This is a genomic window from Streptomyces sp. MS191 (genome assembly GCF_008042125.1).
In the GTDB taxonomy this organism is placed as follows: domain Bacteria; phylum Actinomycetota; class Actinomycetes; order Streptomycetales; family Streptomycetaceae; genus Streptomyces.
This window is the reverse complement of record NZ_RDBI01000040.1, coordinates 449,850-469,381: the sequence shown is the minus strand read 5'-3', so window position 1 is coordinate 469,381 and position 19,532 is coordinate 449,850. Positions and strand designations below refer to the sequence as shown.

Here is a 19,532-nt window from a genome sequence, read left to right as displayed (position 1 = left end):
CCCTTGCCGCCATGGCCACGTTGATCCTCGTCCGCCACGGACGCTCCACCGCCAACACCTCCGGGGTCCTCGCCGGGCGGACGCCCGGGGTCGCGCTCGACGAGCGGGGCGCCGCGCAGGCCGCCGCCCTGCCCGGGCGCCTGGCCGGCCTGCCGCTGGCCGCCGCCGTCAGCAGCCCGCTGCAGCGGTGCCGGGAGACCCTCGTACCGCTCCTGGAGGCCCGCCCCGGCCTGCCGCTGCACACCGACGAGCGGATCAGCGAGTGCGACTACGGCGACTGGTCGGGGCGCAAGCTCGCCGAGCTCAACGACGAGCCCCTGATGGAGGTCGTCCAGGCGCACGCCTCCGCCGCGGCCTTCCCCGGCGGCGAGTCGATGCGTGCCATGCAGGCCCGGGCCGTCGACGCCGTACGGGACTGGAACGCCCGGATCGAGGCCGAGCACGGCGAGGACGCCGTCTACGCGATGTGCTCGCACGGCGACATCATCAAGTCGATCGTCGCGGACGCGCTCGGGATGCACCTCGACCTCTTCCAGCGCATCCACGTCGACCCCTGCTCGGTCACCGTCATCCGCTACACCCGGCTGCGCCCCTTCCTCCTCCGCCTCGGGGACACCGGGGACCTCGCCGGTCTCGCCCCCCGTGAGGCGCGTGACACGCAGGGGACGGCCGAGGTCGGGGGCGGCGCGGGCGCACCGTGATCCATCCGCGCAGTAGGGTGGACGGGCCGCTGTAGCGCGGGCCTTCACCACTGTCGAGACTCAAGGGAGTCAGGGACGTGTCCCGTCAGGTGTTCCTCTACGACCCACCGGAGCGTTTCGTGGCCGGCACGGTCGGGCTGCCTGGCCGCCGTACGTTCTTCCTGCAGGCGTCCGCGGCGGGCCGGGTCACCAGCGTGGCCCTGGAGAAGACCCAGGTCGCCGCGCTCGCCGAGCGCATCGACGAACTCCTCGACGAGGTCGTGCGCCGCACCGGCGGCAACGCCCCCGTCCCGGCCGTCGCGCCCGCCGACATCGCGGACACCGCCCCGCTGGACGCCCCGGTCGAGGAGGAGTTCCGGGTCGGCACGATGGCGCTGGCCTGGGACGGCGAGGAACAGCGCATGATCGTCGAGGCGCAGGCGCTCGTCGAGCTCGACGCCGAGTCGGACGAGGATCTCGCCGAGGCCGAGGAGCGACTGCTCCAGGACGAGGAGAACGGCCCGCCGATGCTGCGCGTCCGGCTCACCGGCGCCCAGGCCCGGTCCTTCGCCAAGCGCGCCCTCGACGTCGTCAACGCCGGCCGTCCGCCGTGCCCGCTCTGCAGCCTGCCGCTCGACCCCGAGGGCCACGTGTGCCCGCGCCAGAACGGATACCGGCGCGGCGCATGACGTACGCCGACACGCCCGACGTGCCCGCCGCGCCCGGCGACCCCACCGGACCCCCGGCCCCGGCGTCGCCCGGTGTGCCGGCGCCGCCGGGGCCGGGGGTCCGGTGGGGTCCCGCCCGGCCCCTCCGCCGCCGCGGACGTCGAACTGCTCGCCCACGGTGAACTGACCGTCCGCGGCCAGGTCCGCGAGGCCTCCAACGCGGTGCTGTTCTGCACGGTCGCGCATCAGGGCCGGGAGGCCGACTGCGTCTACAAGCCCGTGGCCGGCGAGCGGCCCCTGTGGGACTTCCCCGACGGCACCCTCGCCCAGCGGGAGGTCGCCGCGTACGAGCTCTCCGAGGCGACCGGCTGGGGCCTCGTGCCGCCGACCGTGCTGCGCGACGGCCCGTACGGCGAGGGCATGGTCCAGCTGTGGATCGAGGCGGACCCCGGCGCGAACCTGCTCGCCCTGACCGAGGACGAGGAGGCGGGGGAGGGCTGGAAGGCCGTCGGGCCCGCCCAGGTCGGTGACGGCGGCACCGCGCTCCTCGTGCACGCGGACAGCCCGGCGCTGCGCCGTCTCGCCGTCCTCGACGCGGTCATCAACAACGGCGACCGCAAGGGCGGTCACCTGCTGCCGGCGCCGGACGGCCGGCTGTACGCCATCGACCACGGCGTGACCTTCAACGTGGAGGACAAGCTCCGCACCCTCCTCTGGGGCTGGGCGGGCGAGGAACTGCCCGCCGAGGCCGTCGAGGTCCTCGCCGGCCTCGGCGGCGCCCTCGCGCCCGGCACGCCGCTCGCCACCCGTCTGGCGGAACTGCTCACCGCGGCGGAGGTGGACGCCCTGCGGGCCCGCGTCGAGGTCCTGCGCCGGACCCGCCGGCACCCGGAGCCGTCGGGCCAGTGGCCCGCCATCCCCTGGCCCCCCGTCTGACCGATCGGATCCGGCCACACCACGTCCGACCGGGCGGGACCCCCCAGGGGTATGCACGAACGGCTCTGACCCGCAAGACCGCGTAATCGGTCAAGATCCCGGATCCGGTTCGTATCCGGAACAGGTGTCCGGTTACGCTCAGGTCATGCATGCCTGGCCCGCTTCTGAGGTCCCCGCCCTGCCCGGCAAGGGCCGCGACCTCCGGATCCACGACACCGCGACCGGCGGACGAGTGACCCTCGCCCCCGGCCCCGTCGCCCGTATCTACGTATGCGGCATCACGCCGTACGACGCGACCCACATGGGTCACGCGGCGACCTACAACGCGTTCGACCTCGTTCAGCGCGTGTGGCTCGACACCAAGCGGCAGGTCCACTACGTCCAGAACGTCACCGACGTCGACGACCCCCTCCTGGAGCGGGCGATCCGCGACGGCATCGACTGGGTCGGCCTCGCCGAGCGCGAGACCGCCCTGTTCCGCGAGGACATGACCGCGCTGCGGATGCTGCCGCCCCAGCACTACATCGGCGCCGTCGAGGCCATACCCGGCATCGTGCCGCTGGTCGAACGGCTCCGGGACTCCGGGGCCGCCTACGAGCTGGACGGCGACGTCTACTTCTCGGTCGAGGCCGACCCGCACTTCGGCCAGGTGTCGAACTACGGCACCGAGCTGATGCGGCACCTCTCCGCCGAGCGCGGCGGCGACCCGGACCGCCCCGGCAAGAAGAACCCCCTCGACCCGATGCTCTGGATGGCGGCCCGTGAGGGCGAGCCGAGCTGGGACGGCGGCAGCCTCGGCCCCGGACGGCCCGGCTGGCACATCGAGTGCGTCGCCATCGCCCTCGACCACCTGGGCATGGGCTTCGACGTGCAGGGCGGCGGCTCCGACCTGATCTTCCCGCACCACGAGATGGGCGCCTCGCACGCCCAGGCGCTCACCGGCGAGTTCCCCATGGCGCGGGCGTACGTCCACGCCGGCATGGTCGCGCTCGACGGCGAGAAGATGTCGAAGTCGAAGGGCAACCTGGTCTTCGTCTCGGCGCTCCGCCGTGACGGCGTCGACCCGGCGGCCATCCGCCTCGCCCTCCTCTCGCACCACTACCGCGCGGACTGGGAGTGGACCGACCAGGTCCTCCAGGACGCCGTGGACCGCCTGGAGCGGTGGCGCGCCGCCGTCTCCCGCCCCGACGGCCTGCCGGCCGACGCGCTCGTCGAGGAGATCCGCGACGCGCTCGCCGACGACCTCGACGCCCCGGCCGCGCTCGCCGCGGTCGACCGCTGGGTGGCGGCCCAGACGGCCGAGGGCGGCACGGACGAGTCCGCGCCCGGCCTCGTCTCCCGCTCGGTCGACGCACTGCTCGGTGTCGCCCTGTAACGAGCACCTCCAAGCAACTCCCTTTCACGCAACCGCCCTTGGACTTCCAGCCGAAGTCCGAGGGCGGTTCCGTTTTGTCCTGGCTCCTTGCTCGTTTCTGCGCTAAATACCGTCCATGCAATCAACATTGCGCATGAAGACTGCATTCGCAGGCGCCATGCTCGGACTCCTCGCGACCTTCGCGGGATCCGGCAGCGCCCAGTCAGCCGAACCGGCCCCCACCACGGTCGGGGACGTCACCGGCTTCGCCGCCGAAGGCTCCGTCTACCGCCTGAGCGCCGGCCCGGCCGAGGCCCGCGTCAGCTTCGTCACCCCGGAGACCTTCCGCATCGAACTGTCCCCCGACGGGAAGTTCACCGACCCCACCGGCCAGGACGTCGTCCTGCCGCAGGGCCCGCCGCCCGCCACCCGCTGGTACGACCGCGGCGACCGCTACGAACTCACCTCCGCGAAGGTGACCCTGCGCGCCTACAAGGCGCCGCTCCGCTTCGCCGCCTTCCGCGCCGACGGCACCCCCCTGTGGTCCGAGACCCAGGGCCTGACGTGGGACCAGGACCGGACCACCCAGTCCCTCGCCCGGGGCGCCGGCGAGCAGTTCTACGGCGCCGGCATGCAGAACGGCCGCGGCAACACCTCGCACCGCGGCAAGACCGTCGAGGTCGGCGTCGACTACAACTGGAACGACGGCGGGCACCCCAACTCCGTCCCGTTCTACCTCTCCTCGGCCGGCTACGGCGTCTACCGCAACACCTACGCCCCGAACACCTACGTCTTCGGCGAGCCCGTCACCACCACCGCCCGCGAACGGCGTTTCGACGCCTACTACTTCGCGGGCGACGGCTCCGACGCGGCCAAGGACGTCATCGGCCGGTACACGAGCCTCACCGGCAAACCCTTCCTGCCGCCCGTCTACGGCCTGGAGATCGGCGACGCCGACTGCTACCTCCACAACGCCAACCGCGGCGAGCGCCACACCCTCGACGCCCTGAAGATCGCCGACGGCTACGTCGCCAACGACATGCCCAACGGCTGGATGCTCGTCAACGACGGCTACGGCTGCGGCTACGAGAACCTCGCCGAGACCGCCCAGGGCCTCCAGCAGCGCAAGATGCAGCTCGGCCTGTGGACCGAGGACGGCATCGACCGGCTCGGCGAACAGGTCAAGGCCGGCCAGCGCGTCGCCAAGCTGGACGTCGCCTGGGTGGGCGAGGGCTACAAGTTCGCCCTCGACGGCTGCAAGGACGCCTACGCCGGGATCGAGGCCAACAGCGGCGCCCGCGGCTTCACCTGGGCCCCCGAGAGCTGGTCCGGCGCCCAGCGCTGCGGTGTGCAGTGGTCCGGCGACCAGTCCGGCAGCTGGGAGTACATCCGCTGGCAGATCCCCACCTACGCCGGCGCCTCCATGTCCGGACTCGCCTACACCACCGGCGACGTCGACGGCATCTTCGGCGGCAGCGCCAAGACCTACACCCGCGACCTCCAGTGGAAGACGTTCCTGCCGGTCACCATGACCATGGACGGCTGGGCCGCGAACGACAAGCAGCCCTTCCGCTACGGCGAGCCGTACACCTCGATCAACCGCGCCTCCCTCAAGCTCCACGAGGCCCTGCTCCCCTACATCTACTCGCACGCCCACCGCGCCACCACGACCGGCGTCGGCCTCGCCCGGCCGCTCGTCCTGGAGTACCCGGACGACCCGAAGGCGGCCGGCGACGCGGCCAAGTACGAGTTCCTCAGCGGTGAGGACTTCCTCGTCGCCCCCGTGTACCAGGACGCCGTCGAGCGCGACGGGATCTACCTGCCCGCGGGCACCTGGATCGACTACTGGAGCGGGCGCACCTACGAGGGCCCGGTCACGGTCGACGACTACAGCGCCCCGCTGGACACCCTGCCCCTGTTCGTCCGCGCCGGGGCGACGGTCCCCATGTGGCCCGGCGGCATCCGCTCCTACGCCGACCGCACCGCCGGTTCCCCGCTCGCCTGGGACGTCTACCCGCAGGGCACGTCCTCCTTCACGCTCTACGAGGACGACGGCGTCACCCGCGAGCACCGGGCCGGCCGGTACGCCACCCAGCGCGCGGACGTCGTGGCCCCGCGGCGCGGCGCGGGAGACGTGACCGTCCGGATCGGTGCGAGCCAGGGCACCTTCGCCGGCAAGTCCGCCGCTCGGCCCTACCAGTTCACCGTCCACACCGGCGACGCGCCGTCGGCCGTCGAACTCGGCGGGACCCTGCCCCGGTTCACCTCGCGCGCCGCCTACGAGGCCGCGTCGCAGGGCTGGTGGTACGACCGGGACGACCGCGGGGGAGTGGTGAAGGTCAAGACCGCCGCCCTGCGCACCGACCGCGCGTTCACGCTGGAACTGAAGGACACCAGCGCGGTCGGCGGAGCCGTCCCGGGCGCGGCCGCCAGGCTCGCCGCGCCGGCCGGACAGGAACTGGGCGCCGGCACCCCGGGCACGGTCGCGGTCGACGTCACCGCGGGGGACCGGGACGCCACGGGCGTCGAGGTCTCCCTCGACGTCCCGGCGGGCTGGCAGGTCACCCCGGCCGCCCCGATCGCGCGCGTCCCGGCCGGCACCACCCGGCGGGTCGAGGTCGCCGTGACCCCGCCCGGGTCCGCCACCCCCGGCGAGGCCACCCTCACCGCGACCGTCCGCCACCGGTCCGCCGGACAGGACCGCACCGCCGTCCAGCGCTTCGCGGTCGGGGTGATGCCGCAGCCGCCCTCCGCCGACGCCTGGGCGAGCGACCTGGTCTGGCTGAGGTCCACGAACGGCTGGGGGCCGCCCGAGCGCGACCGGTCCAACGGCGAGTCGGGCGCGACCGACGGCCACCCGCTCACGCTGGCGGGCAGGACGTACGAGAAGGGCGTCGGTGCCCACGCCGACTCCGACATCGAGGTCTACCTCGGCGGACGCTGCACCGCCTTCACCGCCGACGTCGGCATCGACGACGAGATCGACGGCTACGGGGACGTGGCGTTCTCGGTGGAGGCCGACGGCAAGGTCCTGTGGACCTCCCCCCGGCTGACCGGCGCCTCGGCGACGCTCCCGGTGGACGTCGACGTCACCGGCGCCCGGCATGTCCGCCTCCGGATCACCGACACGAACGGCTCGAAGAGCGGTGACCACGGCGACTGGGCCGCGGCGCGCTTCGCGTGCGCCTGACGGTCGGACGAGAAGGGGCCGCGCCGGAACTCCGGCGCGGCCCCCGCGCGTCACGGGCGCGTACCCGCCTCAGCCGTCGCCGTCCCGGCCGCCGTCCTCGCCGGTGCCGCCGGTCTGGTCCGTGTCGTCGTCGGCGTCCTCGCGGGGTGCCGGCGGCTGCTCCGGTCCGCCCGGCTCCGGCGGCGCCTCGGGGCCCGGCTGCTCCGGCTTCGGCGGCCGGGTGCGCCCGCTGGACGGGTCCCTCAGATACGAGGTGTCACCGCTGTCGGTGGCCAGACCCGGGCCCTGCCCCGGTCCCTGACCGGGCTCGCGCCGCCGCAGGTACCGCTCGAACTCCCGGGCGATCGCATCGCCGGAGGCCTCCGGAAGCTCCGCGGTGTCCCGGGCCTCCTCCAACGTCTGCACGTACTCGGCGACTTCGCTGTCCTCGGAGGCCAACTGGTCCACCCCCACCTGCCAGGCCCGCGCGTCCTCGGGCAGCTCGCCGAGCGGGATGCGCAGGTCGATCAGGTCCTCGAGCCGGTTCAGCAGCGCCAGCGTCGCCTTCGGGTTCGGCGGCTGCGAGACGTAGTGCGGCACGGCCGCCCAGAGGCTCACCGCCGGCACCCCCGCGTGCGTACAGGCCTCCTGGAGGATGCCGACGATGCCCGTGGGGCCCTCGTAGCGCGTCTCCTCCAGGTCCATCGTCCGCGCCAGGTCCGGATCGGACGTGACGCCGCTGACCGGGACCGGCCGGGTGTGCGGGGTGTCGCCGAGCAGCGCGCCCAGGATCACCACCATCTCCACGCCGAGTTCGTGGGCGAAGCCCAGGATCTCGTTGCAGAACGAACGCCACCGCATCGACGGCTCGATCCCGCGGACCAGGACCAGGTCACGGGGCTTCTCGCCGCGGATCCTGACCACGGAGAGCCGGGTCGTCGGCCAGGTGATCTTCCGGACCCCGTTGTCGAGCCACACCGTCGGCCGGTTGACCTGGAAGTCGTAGTAGTCCTCGGCGTCGAGCGCCGCGAACACCTCGCCCTTCCATTCCCGGTCCAGGTGGGCGACCGCGGTGGAGGCGGCGTCGCCGGCGTCGTTCCAGCCCTCGAACGCGGCCACCATGACCGGGTCGATCAGCTCGGGAACCCCCTCGAGCTCGATCACCCAGTGCCTCCTTTTCGACGTTCCTGCCGTACGGACCAACCTTACGGCTTTCCGGCGGTCCGGCCGCAGCCCCCGCAGCCTCCCGGGGGCCCTCGTTCCCGTGATCGACTACCCAGGAACACGAGTCGGCACACGGCGGGCTCAGTCCTCCCACAGCGTGCTGGGCGCCTCCTTGCGGACGACGGGCGCGATCTCCTCGGCGAAGCGCTGCAGAGTCTCGGTCTGTTCGGCCGTGGACTGGCCGAACCCGTCGACGGTGATCGACTGGAGGTCGTGGCCGTAGACCTCGTGGTATCCGAGGATCTTGTCGATGATCTGCTGCGGGGAGCCGATCAGCTGCGGCCCGTCGGCGATGGCCTCCTCGATCGTGCGGAACGGGGTGTTGTACCCGGCCTTCCCCTCCAGGTGGGGCCTGAAGTTCTGCCGTACGCGTGCCTCGTAGAGGTCCTTGTAGCGGACGACCGCCTCACGGGGCGTGTCGGCGATCAGCAGTCCGCCGGATCCGGCCGCCACGCGCGCGTGCGCCGGGTCGTGCCCGTGCTCCTCGAACCTCTCGCGGTAGTGCGCGATGAGCCTCGCGTAGGCCGCCCGGGGCTGGATCGCGTTGGCGGTGAACAGCGGGTCGCCGTGCCTCGCCGCGAGTTCGGGGGAGTTGCGGCTGGTGGCCGAGCCGTGCCACACGCGCGGCACGCCGTCGTACGGCCGGGGGACCGTGGTCACGCCCTTCAGCGGCGGACGGAACTCGCCCTCCCAGTCCACCCCCTCCTCGCTCCACAGCCGGCGCAGCAGCTCGTACTTCTCCCGCTGGAGGTCCCACTGCCGGCTCTCGTCCAGGCCGAAGAGGTCGAAGTGGCCGGCCTCGGCGCCCTTGCCGATGACGAGCTCGACCCGGCCGCGGGAGAGCTGGTCGAGCGTGGCGTAGTCCTCGGCGACCCGCACCGGGTCGAGGATCGCGACGACCGTGACACCGGTGAGCAGCCGGATCCGGGAGGTGCGGGCGGCCAGCGCGCCCAGCACCGCCGTCGGGCTGGAGGAGAGGAACGGCCCCGCGTGCCGCTCGCCGAGGGCGTACGCGTCGAAGCCGAGCCGCTCGGCGGCCTCGCCGACCGCGAGAACCTGCTCCAACCGGTCCGCCGCGGTGGGCAGTTCGCCGGTGAGGGGATGGGGGGCATGGCCGATGAGGGAGAGCACCTGGAACTTCATGGTCCAACTCTCCCGGGCCACTGTTGCGGTGGTGTGGCGGCCGTGTGGCGCGCGTCCCGGGCCGGCCCGGGACGCGCCTCGGGGGCGGTCCGTGAACGGACCGCCCCCGAGAACCGGCCCGGTGTGTCAGGCCTTCCTGCCGAGCAGATCCTCGACCTTGCCGCGGATCTCGTCCGTGGCAAGGCCGCGGATCGTCAGCGTGGTGCGGCGGCGCAGCACGTCGTCCGCCGTCTCGGCCCACTCGTGGTCGCGGGCGTAGGCGACCTGCGCCCAGATCTCCGGGGCGTCCGGGTGGATGCGCTCCGCCAGCTCCGGGTTCTCGTTCGCCATCCGGGCGATGTCGAAGGAGAGCGAACCGTAGTGCGTGGCCAGGTGCCTGGCCGTGTCGGCGGCCATCCGCGGACCGGGGGCCGGGCCGTCCACGAGCAGCCGGTGGGCCACCGCGTTGGGGTTGGCTATGCCGGGCAGCGGCAGCCGCTTCGGCAGCGTGGAGACCGGCTCGTAGTCCTCGCCCAGCGGGTGACCGGGCAGGGCCTCCAGCTTCTTCATCACCGTACGGCCGATGTGACGGAAGGTCGTCCACTTGCCGCCGGCCACGGAGAGCATGCCGCCGCGGCCCTCGGTGACGACTGTCTCGCGCTTGGCCTTGGAGGTGTCGCCCGGCCCGCCCGGCAGCACCCGCAGACCGGCGAAGGCGTAGGTGATCAGGTCGCGCGACAACTGCTGGTCACGGATGGAGAAGGCGGCCTCGTCCAGGATCTGGGCGGTGTCCTTCTCGGTGACCTCGACCTGGCCGGGGTCGCCCTCGTACTCCTCGTCGGTGGTGCCGAGGAGCAGCATGTCCTCCCAGGGGAGGGCGAAGGTGATGCGGTACTTGTCGATCGGCGTGGCCAGCGCGGCCTTCCACGGAGAGGTGCGCTTGAGGACCAGGTGCGCGCCCTTGGAAAGGCGGATGGAGGGGGCCGCGTTGGGGTCCTCCATCCGGCGCAGGTGGTCGACCCACGGACCGGTGGCGTTGAGGACGAGCCGGGCGGAGACGCCGAACTCGTCGCCGCTGGTGCGGTCCCGGAGCTCGGCGCCGGTGACACGGCCCCGGGTGAAGCGCAGCCCGGTGACCTCGGCGTGGTTGAGGACGGTGGCGCCGGCGGCGACCGCGGCGCGGACCGTCATCAGCGCCATCCGGGCGTCGTTCATCTGGTCGTCGCCGTACACGGCCACGGCCTTGAGGTTGTCGGTGCGCAGCTCCGGCACGTCCTGCGCGGCCTTGGCCGGGGAGAGCAGGTGCCCGACGCCGTCACCGAACGCCGACAGGGCGGAGTAGGCGAAGACACCGGCGCCGAGCTTGGCCGCGCCGTGCGGGCCGCCCTTGTAGACGGGCAGGTAGAAGGTGAGGGGGTTGGCGAGGTGCGGTGCCACCTGGCGCGACACCGCACGTCGCTCGAAGTGGTTCTCCGCGACCAGCTTCACCGCGCCGGTCTGCAGGTAGCGCAGGCCGCCGTGGAGGAGCTTGGAGGAGGCGGAGGAGGTGGCGCCGGCGAAGTCGCCGGCGTCCACCAGGGCCACCCGCAGGCCCGACTGCGCGGCGTGCCAGGCGGTGGAGATGCCCAGGATGCCGCCGCCGATCACCAGGAGGTCGTACGTCGCCTTGGAAAGCTGCTCCCGAGTCTCGGCGCGGCTCGGCTGGGAACCGGCGGCCGGTCGCGTCCCGAGGGCGGGGACGCTCTGCAGGGTGGTCATGTCGATCTACTCCTCGTCAGTTTTCCTCGTCGAGCCAGCCCATGGAGCGCTCCACGGCCTTGAGCCAGTTCTTGTACTCGCCGTCACGCTTGTCGGCGTCCATGCGAGGGGTCCATTCCGCCGCGCGGCGCCAGTTGGCGCGCAGGGCGTCGGTGTCCGGCCAGAAGCCGACGGCCAGGCCGGCGGCGTAGGCGGCACCGAGGCAGGTGGTCTCGGCGACCATCGGGCGCACGACCGGCGCGTCGAGGAAGTCCGAGAGGGTCTGCATCAGCAGGTTGTTGGAGGTCATGCCGCCGTCGACCTTGAGCGCCGTCAGCTCGACGCCGGAGTCCTTCGTCATGGCGTCGGTGATCTCGCGGGTCTGCCAGGCGGTGGCCTCCAGCACGGCGCGGGCGATGTGCGCCTTGGTGACGTACCGGGTGAGGCCGGCGATCACACCGCGGGCGTCGGAGCGCCAGTACGGGGCGAACAGGCCGGAGAAGGCCGGCACGAAGTAGGCGCCGCCGTTGTCCTCGACCGAGGACGCGAGGGTCTCGATCTCGGCCGCGGACTTGATCAGGCCCATCTGGTCGCGCATCCACTGCACCAGCGAACCGGTGACGGCGATCGAGCCCTCCAGGGCGTAGACCGGCTTCTCCTCGCCGATCTGGTAGCCGACGGTGGTCAGCAGCCCGCTGTAGGAGTTGATGATCTTGTCACCGGTGTTCATCAGCATGAAGGTGCCGGTGCCGTAGGTGGACTTGGCCTCGCCCTCGGCGAAACAGGTCTGGCCGAACAGGGCGGCCTGCTGGTCGCCGAGCGCGGAGGCGACCGGGATGCCGTCCAGGACGCCGCCCTTGACGTGGCCGTAGACCTCGGCGGAGGAGCGGATCTCCGGCAGCAGGGCGGCCGGGATGTCCATGGACTGGAGGATCTTGTCGTCCCACTCCATGGTGTGGAGGTTCATCAGCATGGTGCGCGACGCGTTGGTCACGTCGGTGACGTGGTGGCCGCCGTCGACGCCGCCGGTCAGGTTCCAGATGACCCAGGAGTCCATGGTCCCGAAGAGGATGTCGCCGCGCTCGGCGCGCTCGCGCAGGCCCTCGACGTTGTCGAGCAGCCAGCGGACCTTCGGGCCGGAGAAGTAGCTCGCGAGCGGCAGGCCGGTCTCGCGGCGGAAGCGGTCCTGGCCGACGTTGCGGCCGAGTTCCTTGCAGAGCCCGTCGGTGCGGGTGTCCTGCCAGACCAGCGCGTTGTGGACCGGCTCGCCGGTGTTCTTGTCCCACAGCAGCGTGGTCTCGCGCTGGTTGGTGATGCCGATGGCCTTGACGTCGGCGGCGGAGATGCCGCCCTTCTCGATCGCGCCGGCGACCACTTCCCGGACGTTGGTCCAGATCTCGGCGGCGTCGTGCTCCACCCAGCCGGGCTTGGGGAAGATCTGCTCGTGCTCCTTCTGGTCGACCGAGACGATCCGGCCGTCCTTGTCGAAGACGATGCAGCGGGACGAGGTCGTGCCCTGGTCGATGGCGGCGATGAAGGGGCCGCTGGTGTGTGCGTCGGTCACGGGGTGCTCCCAGGAGGTCTCAGGGGTCGGCTTCGACTACTGCTGTACGGCTCAGGCGAACGCGAGGTTGTAGATACCCGCCGCGAGGGCGCCACCGATCAGCGGACCGGCGATCGGGATCCAGGCGTAGCTCCAGTCGGAGCCGCCCTTGTTCGGCAGCGGGAGCAGGGCGTGCACGATGCGCGGACCGAGGTCACGGGCCGGGTTGATGGCGTAGCCGGTCGGGCCACCGAGCGAGAGGCCGATGGAGACGACCACGAAGGCGGTGATGAGGGCGCCTATGACGCCCAGGCCCTTGCCGCTGTCGTTGAGACCCTGCGTCAGCACCGCGAGGACGAGCACGACGGTGCCGATGATCTCGGTGGCGAGGTTCTGCCAGACGTTGCGGACCTCGGGGCCGGTGGAGAAGACGCCGAGCACCGGACCGGCCTTGGGGGAGGCCTTCTGGTCGACCATGCCCTCCTCGTGCGGCGGCGCGGCGATGATCTCCGGGTCCGTGAGGTGGGCCTGGAACTGTCCGTAGTAGGCGATCCAGACCAGGGCGGCACCGATCATGGCGCCGAGCATCTGCCCGGCGAAGTAGACCGGGACGTTGCTCCAGTCCCCGTCCTTGATCGCGATGCCGACCGTGACGGCCGGGTTGAGGTGGGCGCCGGACAGCGAGGCCGTCATGTAGACGGCCGTCATGACCGCGAAGCCCCACCCGAAGGTGATGGCCAGCCAGCCGGCGTTCTGCGCCTTCGAGCGCTTGAGCACGACGGCGGCGACGACGCCACCGCCGAGCAGGATGAGCACGGCGGTACCGATGGTCTCGCCGATGAAGATGTCGGAGCTGGACACCCGCGACTCCTTTGTCCTTCGTCCAGGGGAAGGCGAACCACGGGTCCCGCCGGTGGTCCGCGCCCTCGTGTGAGGGCGTTGGCCGGCCCTTGGCACTGTCACACCTTAGCGCGTATTGCCGTTAGGCGTTCGACAATGTCGACCGGTGAACGGAAGTTTTGCCCCCGGGTTAACAGCGCGTCAAGGGTTCTTGCCCGCGAACCACGCGCATAACGCGATCGTTACCGGACGGTTCCGCGACGGCACCCCGAGCGGGGCGGCCGGTCCCGGGAAACGCCGAGGCCCGGCCGTCCGAGGACGGCCGGGCCGGGTGTGCGGGGTCGGGCGGCGGGCGGATGTGCCGGTGGCGGGCGGGTGTGCCGGGCGGCCCCCGAAGTGCCGGGGCCGTGGTCCGGAGAGGGCTCAGAAGCGTCCGGCACCCAGGTCGCGGGAGACGGCGCGGGCGCAGTCGCGCACCGCGGCGATCAGCTCCGAGCGCAGTTCGCCCCCGTCGCAGACCCGCTCCACGGCACCCGTGATGGCCACCGCGCCGACCGGCATCCGGCGCCGGTCGTGGATCGGCGCGGCCACCGCGGCCACGCCGTCCCAGGTCTCCTCCACGTCCGCCGCCCATCCCCGCGCGCGGGTGGTGTCGAGCAGCGTCTCGAAGGCCGTGGTCTCGGTGATCGTGCGGGGTGTGAACGGCTCGCGCTCCAGCTCCAGGACCTCGCTGTGCGCCACCGGGTCGTAGGCCGAGAGCACCTTGCCCAGCGCGGTGGAGTGCAGCGGCTGCATGGCCCCCACCTCCAGGACCTGCCGGCTGTCGTCCGGCCGGAAGACGTGGTGCACGATCAGGACGCCCTGCTGGTGCAGTACGCCCAGATGGACGCTCTCGCCGCTGGACCGCGCCAGGTCGTCCGTCCACACCAGGGCCCGGGCCCGCAGCTCGTGCACGTCCAGGTAGCTGTTGCCGAGGCGCAGCAGCTCCGCGCCCAGCTGATAGCGCGAGGCCGCGTCCTGCTCGACGAAGCCCTCGGCCTGCAGCGTGCGCAGGATGCCGTGTGCCGTGCCCTTCGCCAGGCCCAGGGACGAGGCGATGTCGGACAGGCCGAGCCGGCGCTCGCCGCCCGCGAGCAGTCGCAGCATCGCCGCCGCCCGTTCAAGCGACTGGATGTTCTTCGCCATCGCCCGGCCCTTCTCCCTGTCTCCTGATCGCGGAGTTTCGTGGATCTTACGGAGTAGGATCTCGTGGATCATGCTGTTCGGCAATGCTGAACACTATCGGTCGATGTCGACCGCTCGTTACCCTGACAGTGTCGTTCACGAACGGGTCCGACCGGGAGTCCCCCGACACAGGATGCCGTCCGCCCCGTGGAACACCCTGCCCACCCCGGCATCCGCACGGTTACTCTGGCCCCGTACACCCTCCACCGAGGGTGTGAAGCCGACAGCCGTCGCATCCCAGGGAGCTCATCCATGGCCTCGTCGCCGACCCCGTCCGCAGGTAGCACCGACCGCGCCGCAGCCCTTCGCGAGGCACTCGCGACCCGGGTGGTCGTGGCGGACGGAGCGATGGGCACCATGCTCCAGGCGCAGGACCCCTCGATGGAGGACTTCCAGGACCTCGAGGGCTGCAACGAGATCCTCAACGTCACCCGCCCGGACATCGTCCGCTCGGTGCACCAGGAGTACTTCTCCGCCGGTGTCGACTGCGTCGAGACCAACACCTTCGGCGCCAACCTCGCCGCACTGGGCGAGTACGACATCCCCGAGCGCGTCCACGAGCTCTCCGAGGCGGGAGCGCGGATCGCCCGCGAGGTGGCCGACGAGTTCACCGCCTCCACCGGACAGCAGCGCTGGGTGCTGGGCTCCATGGGCCCGGGCACCAAGCTGCCGACCCTCGGCCACGCCCCGTACACCGCCCTGCGCGACGCCTACCAGCAGAACGCCGAGGGCCTGCTCGCGGGCGGCGCCGACGCGCTGCTCGTGGAGACGACCCAGGACCTCCTGCAGACCAAGGCGTCCGTCATCGGCGCCCGCCGCGCCCTCGACGCGCTCGGCGCCGACGTCCCGCTGATCTGCTCCGTGACCGTCGAGACCACCGGCACCATGCTGCTGGGCTCCGAGATCGGCGCCGCGCTCACGGCCCTGGAGCCGCTGGGCATCGACATGATCGGCCTGAACTGCGCCACCGGCCCCGCCGAGATGAGCGAGCACCTCCGCTACCTGGCGCGCCACTCCCGCATCCCGCTGTCCTGCATGCCGAACGCGGGCCTGCCCGTCCTCGGCAAGGACGGCGCGCACTACCCGCTGTCCCCGGCCGAGCTCGCCGACGCCCAGGAGAACTTCGTCCGCGAGTACGGACTCTCCCTGATCGGCGGCTGCTGCGGTACGACCCCGGAGCACCTGCGCCAGGTCGTCGAGCGCGTCCGCGACCTCACCCCGGGCACCCGCGAGCCGCGCCCCGAGCCGGGCGCCGCCTCGCTCTACCAGACGGTCTCCTTCCGCCAGGACACCTCCTACATGGCGATCGGCGAGCGGACCAACGCCAACGGCTCCAAGAAGTTCCGCGAGGCCATGCTGGAAGCCCGCTGGGACGACTGCGTCGAGATGGCGCGCGACCAGATCCGCGAGGGCGCGCACATGCTCGACCTCTGCGTCGACTACGTCGGCCGCGACGGCGTCGCCGACATGGCGGAGCTGGCCGGCCGCTTCGCCACCGCCTCCACGCTGCCGATCGTCCTGGACTCCACCGAGGTCGACGTCCTCCAGGCGGGCCTGGAGAAGCTCGGCGGCCGGGCCGTCATCAACTCCGTCAACTACGAGGACGGCGACGGTCCCGAGTCCCGCTTCGCCAAGGTCACCCGGCTGGCCCAGGAGCACGGCGCCGCTCTCATCGCGCTGACCATCGACGAGGAGGGCCAGGCCCGCACCGTCGAGACCAAGGTCGCCATCGCCGAACGCCTCATCGACGACCTGACCGGCAACTGGGGCATCCACGAGTCGGACATCCTGATCGACACCCTGACCTTCACCATCTGTACCGGTCAGGAGGAGTCCCGCAAGGACGGCATCGCCACCATCGAGGCGATCCGCGAGCTCAAGCGCCTGCACCCGGACGTGCAGACCACGCTCGGCCTGTCGAACATCTCCTTCGGCCTCAACCCGGCCGCCCGCATCCTGCTCAACTCCGTCTTCCTCGACGAGTGCGTCAAGGCGGGCCTCGACTCGGCGATCGTGCACGCGTCCAAGATCCTCCCGATCGCCCGCTTCGACGACGAGCAGGTGAACACCGCCCTCGACCTGATCTACGACCGGCGGGCCGAGGGCTACGACCCGCTGCAGAAGCTGATGGCGCTCTTCGAGGGCGTCAACACCAAGTCGATGAAGGCCGGCAAGACCGAGGAGCTCCTCGCCCTGCCGCTGGAGGAGCGCCTCAAGCGCCGCATCATCGACGGCGAGAAGAACGGCCTGGAGGCCGACCTCGACGAGGCGCTGCAGACCCGGCCCGCCCTGGAGATCGTCAACGACACCCTGCTCGACGGCATGAAGGTCGTCGGCGAGCTCTTCGGCTCCGGCCAGATGCAGCTGCCGTTCGTGCTCCAGTCCGCCGAGGTCATGAAGAACGCGGTGGCCTACCTGGAGCCGCACATGGAGAAGTCGGACGCCGAGGGCAAGGGCACCATCGTGCTCGCCACCGTCCGCGGCGACGTCCACGACATCGGCAAGAACCTCGTCGACATCATCCTCTCCAACAACGGCTACAACGTGGTGAACCTGGGCATCAAGCAGCCCGTCGCCGCGATCCTGGAGGCCGCCGAGGAGCACAAGGCGGACGTCATCGGCATGTCCGGCCTGCTGGTCAAGTCCACGGTGATCATGAAGGAGAACCTGGAGGAGCTGAACCAGCGCGGCCTCGCGGCCGACTTCCCGGTCATCCTGGGCGGCGCCGCGCTGACCCGCGCGTACGTCGAGCAGGACCTCCACGAGATCTACGAGGGCGAGGTCCGCTACGCCCGCGACGCCTTCGAGGGCCTGCGCCTGATGGACGCCCTGATCGCGGTGAAGCGCGGCGTGCCGGGGGCCGCCCTGCCGGAGCTCAAGCAGCGCCGGGTCGCCCAGCGGGCCACCGCGCTCCAGGTCGACGAGCCCGAGGCGGGCGGCCGTTCGGACGTCGCCGTCGACAACCCGGTCCCGACCCCGCCGTTCTGGGGCACCCGGGTGGTCAAGGGCATCCAGCTCAAGGAGTACGCGAGCTGGCTCGACGAGGGCGCCCTCTTCAAGGGCCAGTGGGGTCTCAAGCAGAACCGGGCCGGCGACGGCCCCAGCTACGAGGAGCTCGTCGAGAGCGAGGGCCGGCCGCGGCTGCGCGGCTGGCTGGAGCGCCTGCACACGGAGAACCTGCTGGAGGCGGCCGTCGTCCACGGCTACTTCCCCTGCGTCTCCAAGGGCGACGACCTGATCATCCTGGACGAGCAGGGCAACGAGCGGACCCGCTTCACCTTCCCGCGCCAGCGTCGCGGCCGCCGCCTGTGCCTGGCCGACTTCTTCCGCCCGGAGGAGTCCGGCGAGACGGACGTGGTGGGCCTGCAGGTCGTCACCGTCGGCTCCAGGATCGGCGAGGCCACCGCCAAGCTCTTCGAGTCCGACTCCTACCGCGACTACCTGGAGCTGCACGGCCTCTCCGTGCAGCTGGCCGAGGCGCTCGCCGAGTACTGGCACGCCCGGGTGCGCGCGGAGCTCGGCTTCGCGGGCGAGGACCCGGCGGACGTGGAGGACATGTTCGCGCTGAAGTACCGCGGCGCCCGCTTCTCGCTCGGCTACGGGGCCTGCCCCGACCTGGAGGACCGGGCGAAGATCGCCGAGCTGCTGCAGCCCGAGCGCATCGGCGTGCAGCTGTCCGAGGAGTTCCAGCTCCACCCCGAGCAGTCCACGGACGCGATCGTCATCCACCACCCCGAGGCGAAGTACTTCAACGCCCGCTGAGCCCGCAGGGGCGGGGCCGCCCGGCCCGGCCCCGCGGCTCCGCGGAGCCCCGCAGGCACCCGCCGGGCACGCCCTCGCGCGCGCCCGGCGACACGACGGCGCACGTCAGGGCGTAAATCTCTGCGTTTCCGGTGATCGAGACGTACACTTGTCGGTCCAGTGCAGGCCGGTCCCCCTCCCCGTACCGGGAGGGGGACCGGCCTTCTCGTCCCTCCATGGAGGTGTGCCGGATGACCAGTACGGTCCCCGCGTCCTTGTTCCGTACCAACGGAAGCTCCGCCCTGCAGGCGGTCTTCCTCGACATGGACGGCACCCTCGTCGACACCGAGGGCTTCTGGTGGGACGCGGAGGTCGAGGTCTTCCAGGACCTCGGGCACCGGCTGGACGAGTCCTGGCGCGACATCGTCGTCGGCGGCCCCATGACCCGCAGCGCGGGCTACCTCATCGACGCCACCGGCGCCGACATCACGCTGGCCGAGCTGACGGTCCTGCTGAACGACAAGTTCGAGCAGCGCATCGACCGCGGCGTGCCGCTGATGCCGGGAGCCGAGCGACTGCTGGCCGAACTGGCGCTGCACAACATCCCGACGGCCCTGGTCTCCGCCTCGCACCGGCGGATCATCGACCGGATCCTCGCCTCGCTGGGGCGCGACCGCTTCACCCTCACCGTGGCCGGTGACGAGGTGATCCGTACCAAGCCGCACCCGGAGCCCTATCTGACGGCCGCCAGCGGCGTCGGGGCCGAGCCCGGGCTCTGCGCGGTCATCGAGGACACGGCGACGGGCGTGGCATCGGCCGAGGCGGCCGGCTGCCGGGTGGTCGCGGTGCCCTCGGTGGCGCCCATCCCGGCGTCGGAGGGCCGGGTCGTCGTCCGCTCCCTGGAAGAGGTCGACGTACCGTTTCTCCGCACCTTGATCAGTGGGGTCTGATCATTTGAGCTTTGCCTGAGCTTCCATTTCCCCGCAGGTGCGGAAGGGAACGCTCAGCACCTGATCGTGCATTTTCCGTGACCGCGACGCGAAGGTCCGCGGGAGAGCGTGCGGAATTCTCCGGCCACCCGCCGAAATGGCACCGGCGTGACCTTGGTCACGCAGCGTGCGGACCGGCGGGTGGCCTTCGTGCGTCCGGTGTCCGGATCGCCCTGGTTCGACCCCGCCCATGTGTCCTGATTCATCAAGTGATGCACGAAACATGCCTCCGCATGACTATCGGACCTCTCGCATTCATGATCACTATGCGATTACCCGGTGAGGTGATCGGAGGCCGGTAATAC

General features: G+C 71.7%; 13 protein-coding genes. 7 read left to right on the top strand and 6 right to left on the bottom strand.

Annotation, left to right across the window (positions count from 1 at the left end; genetic code table 11):
- The first annotated feature begins 11 nt into the window (after nt 1-11).
- From EAO71_RS09020 to EAO71_RS09000, 5 genes are all read left to right on the top strand, one after another.
- A complete protein-coding gene (locus EAO71_RS09020; RefSeq protein ID WP_147977242.1) occupies nt 12-701 on the top strand; it encodes a histidine phosphatase family protein in 690 nt (229 codons plus the stop codon).
- A 77-nt stretch (nt 702-778) separates the two neighbouring features.
- Complete coding sequence (locus EAO71_RS09015) at nt 779-1,369, top strand: DUF3090 domain-containing protein (protein WP_147977241.1); 591 nt, start codon at nt 779-781, stop codon at nt 1,367-1,369.
- 144 nt (nt 1,370-1,513) lie between these two features.
- Nucleotides 1,514-2,284: an SCO1664 family protein gene (locus EAO71_RS09010; protein ID WP_261992220.1), complete on the top strand. Its 771-nt coding sequence runs from the start codon at nt 1,514-1,516 to the stop codon at nt 2,282-2,284.
- 145 nt (nt 2,285-2,429) lie between these two features.
- Nucleotides 2,430-3,659: a cysteine--1-D-myo-inosityl 2-amino-2-deoxy-alpha-D-glucopyranoside ligase gene (mshC, locus tag EAO71_RS09005; protein WP_147977239.1), complete on the top strand. Its 1,230-nt coding sequence runs from the start codon at nt 2,430-2,432 to the stop codon at nt 3,657-3,659.
- Nucleotides 3,660-3,774: 115 nt separating this feature from the next.
- On the top strand, nt 3,775-6,828 hold the full coding sequence (locus EAO71_RS09000) for an NPCBM/NEW2 domain-containing protein (RefSeq protein WP_147977238.1): 3,054 nt from the start codon (nt 3,775-3,777) through the stop codon (nt 6,826-6,828).
- 69 nt (nt 6,829-6,897) lie between these two features.
- Here the strand turns inward: EAO71_RS09000 and EAO71_RS08995 are convergent, their stop codons facing one another.
- The 6 genes from EAO71_RS08995 to EAO71_RS08970 all read right to left on the bottom strand — a co-directional run bounded on the left by EAO71_RS08995 (nt 6,898) and on the right by EAO71_RS08970 (nt 14,458).
- Nucleotides 6,898-7,971, bottom strand: coding sequence for a PAC2 family protein (locus tag EAO71_RS08995; RefSeq protein WP_147977237.1), 1,074 nt, complete (start codon nt 7,969-7,971; stop codon nt 6,898-6,900).
- A 141-nt stretch (nt 7,972-8,112) separates the two neighbouring features.
- Entirely contained in the window at nt 8,113-9,174 is a 1,062-nt protein-coding gene (locus EAO71_RS08990; RefSeq protein WP_147977236.1) for an LLM class flavin-dependent oxidoreductase, read from the bottom strand.
- Nucleotides 9,175-9,300: 126 nt separating this feature from the next.
- Nucleotides 9,301-10,911 carry a glycerol-3-phosphate dehydrogenase/oxidase gene (locus EAO71_RS08985; RefSeq protein WP_147977235.1) on the bottom strand — a complete coding sequence of 537 codons (1,611 nt, stop codon included), beginning with the start codon at nt 10,909-10,911 and terminating at the stop codon, nt 9,301-9,303.
- Between the two features lie 16 nt (nt 10,912-10,927).
- Entirely contained in the window at nt 10,928-12,454 is a 1,527-nt protein-coding gene (glpK, locus tag EAO71_RS08980; protein ID WP_147977234.1) for a glycerol kinase GlpK, read from the bottom strand.
- Between the two features lie 51 nt (nt 12,455-12,505).
- A complete protein-coding gene (locus EAO71_RS08975; RefSeq protein WP_147977233.1) occupies nt 12,506-13,294 on the bottom strand; it encodes an MIP/aquaporin family protein in 789 nt (262 codons plus the stop codon).
- Between the two features lie 402 nt (nt 13,295-13,696).
- The gene (locus tag EAO71_RS08970) at nt 13,697-14,458 is read right to left on the bottom strand and encodes an IclR family transcriptional regulator (protein WP_147977232.1); all 762 of its coding nucleotides are present in this window, start codon (nt 14,456-14,458) and stop codon (nt 13,697-13,699) included.
- A gap of 291 nt (nt 14,459-14,749) precedes the next feature.
- Here EAO71_RS08970 and metH point away from each other — a divergent pair, with 291 nt between their 5' ends.
- On the top strand, nt 14,750-18,259 hold the full coding sequence (gene metH / locus EAO71_RS08965) for a methionine synthase (protein ID WP_147977231.1): 3,510 nt from the start codon (nt 14,750-14,752) through the stop codon (nt 18,257-18,259).
- A gap of 230 nt (nt 18,260-18,489) precedes the next feature.
- Nucleotides 18,490-19,188: an HAD family hydrolase gene (locus tag EAO71_RS08960; protein WP_147977230.1), complete on the top strand. Its 699-nt coding sequence runs from the start codon at nt 18,490-18,492 to the stop codon at nt 19,186-19,188.
- Nucleotides 19,189-19,532 lie beyond the last annotated feature (344 nt).

Bases quoted from the DNA above. Each gene is read 5' to 3' on its own strand.
- metH (WP_147977231.1), top strand. From the start codon at position 14,750: ATGGCCTCGTCGCCGACCCCGTCCGCAGGTAGCACCGACCGCGCCGCA.
- EAO71_RS08960 (WP_147977230.1), top strand. From the start codon at position 18,490: ATGACCAGTACGGTCCCCGCGTCCTTGTTCCGTACCAACGGAAGCTCC.
- mshC (WP_147977239.1), top strand. From the start codon at position 2,430: ATGCATGCCTGGCCCGCTTCTGAGGTCCCCGCCCTGCCCGGCAAGGGC.
- EAO71_RS08985 (WP_147977235.1), bottom strand. From the start codon at position 10,911: ATGACCACCCTGCAGAGCGTCCCCGCCCTCGGGACGCGACCGGCCGCC.
- EAO71_RS09020 (WP_147977242.1), top strand. From the start codon at position 12: ATGGCCACGTTGATCCTCGTCCGCCACGGACGCTCCACCGCCAACACC.
- EAO71_RS09000 (WP_147977238.1), top strand. From the start codon at position 3,775: ATGCAATCAACATTGCGCATGAAGACTGCATTCGCAGGCGCCATGCTC.
- EAO71_RS08990 (WP_147977236.1), bottom strand. From the start codon at position 9,174: ATGAAGTTCCAGGTGCTCTCCCTCATCGGCCATGCCCCCCATCCCCTC.
- EAO71_RS08970 (WP_147977232.1), bottom strand. From the start codon at position 14,458: ATGGCGAAGAACATCCAGTCGCTTGAACGGGCGGCGGCGATGCTGCGA.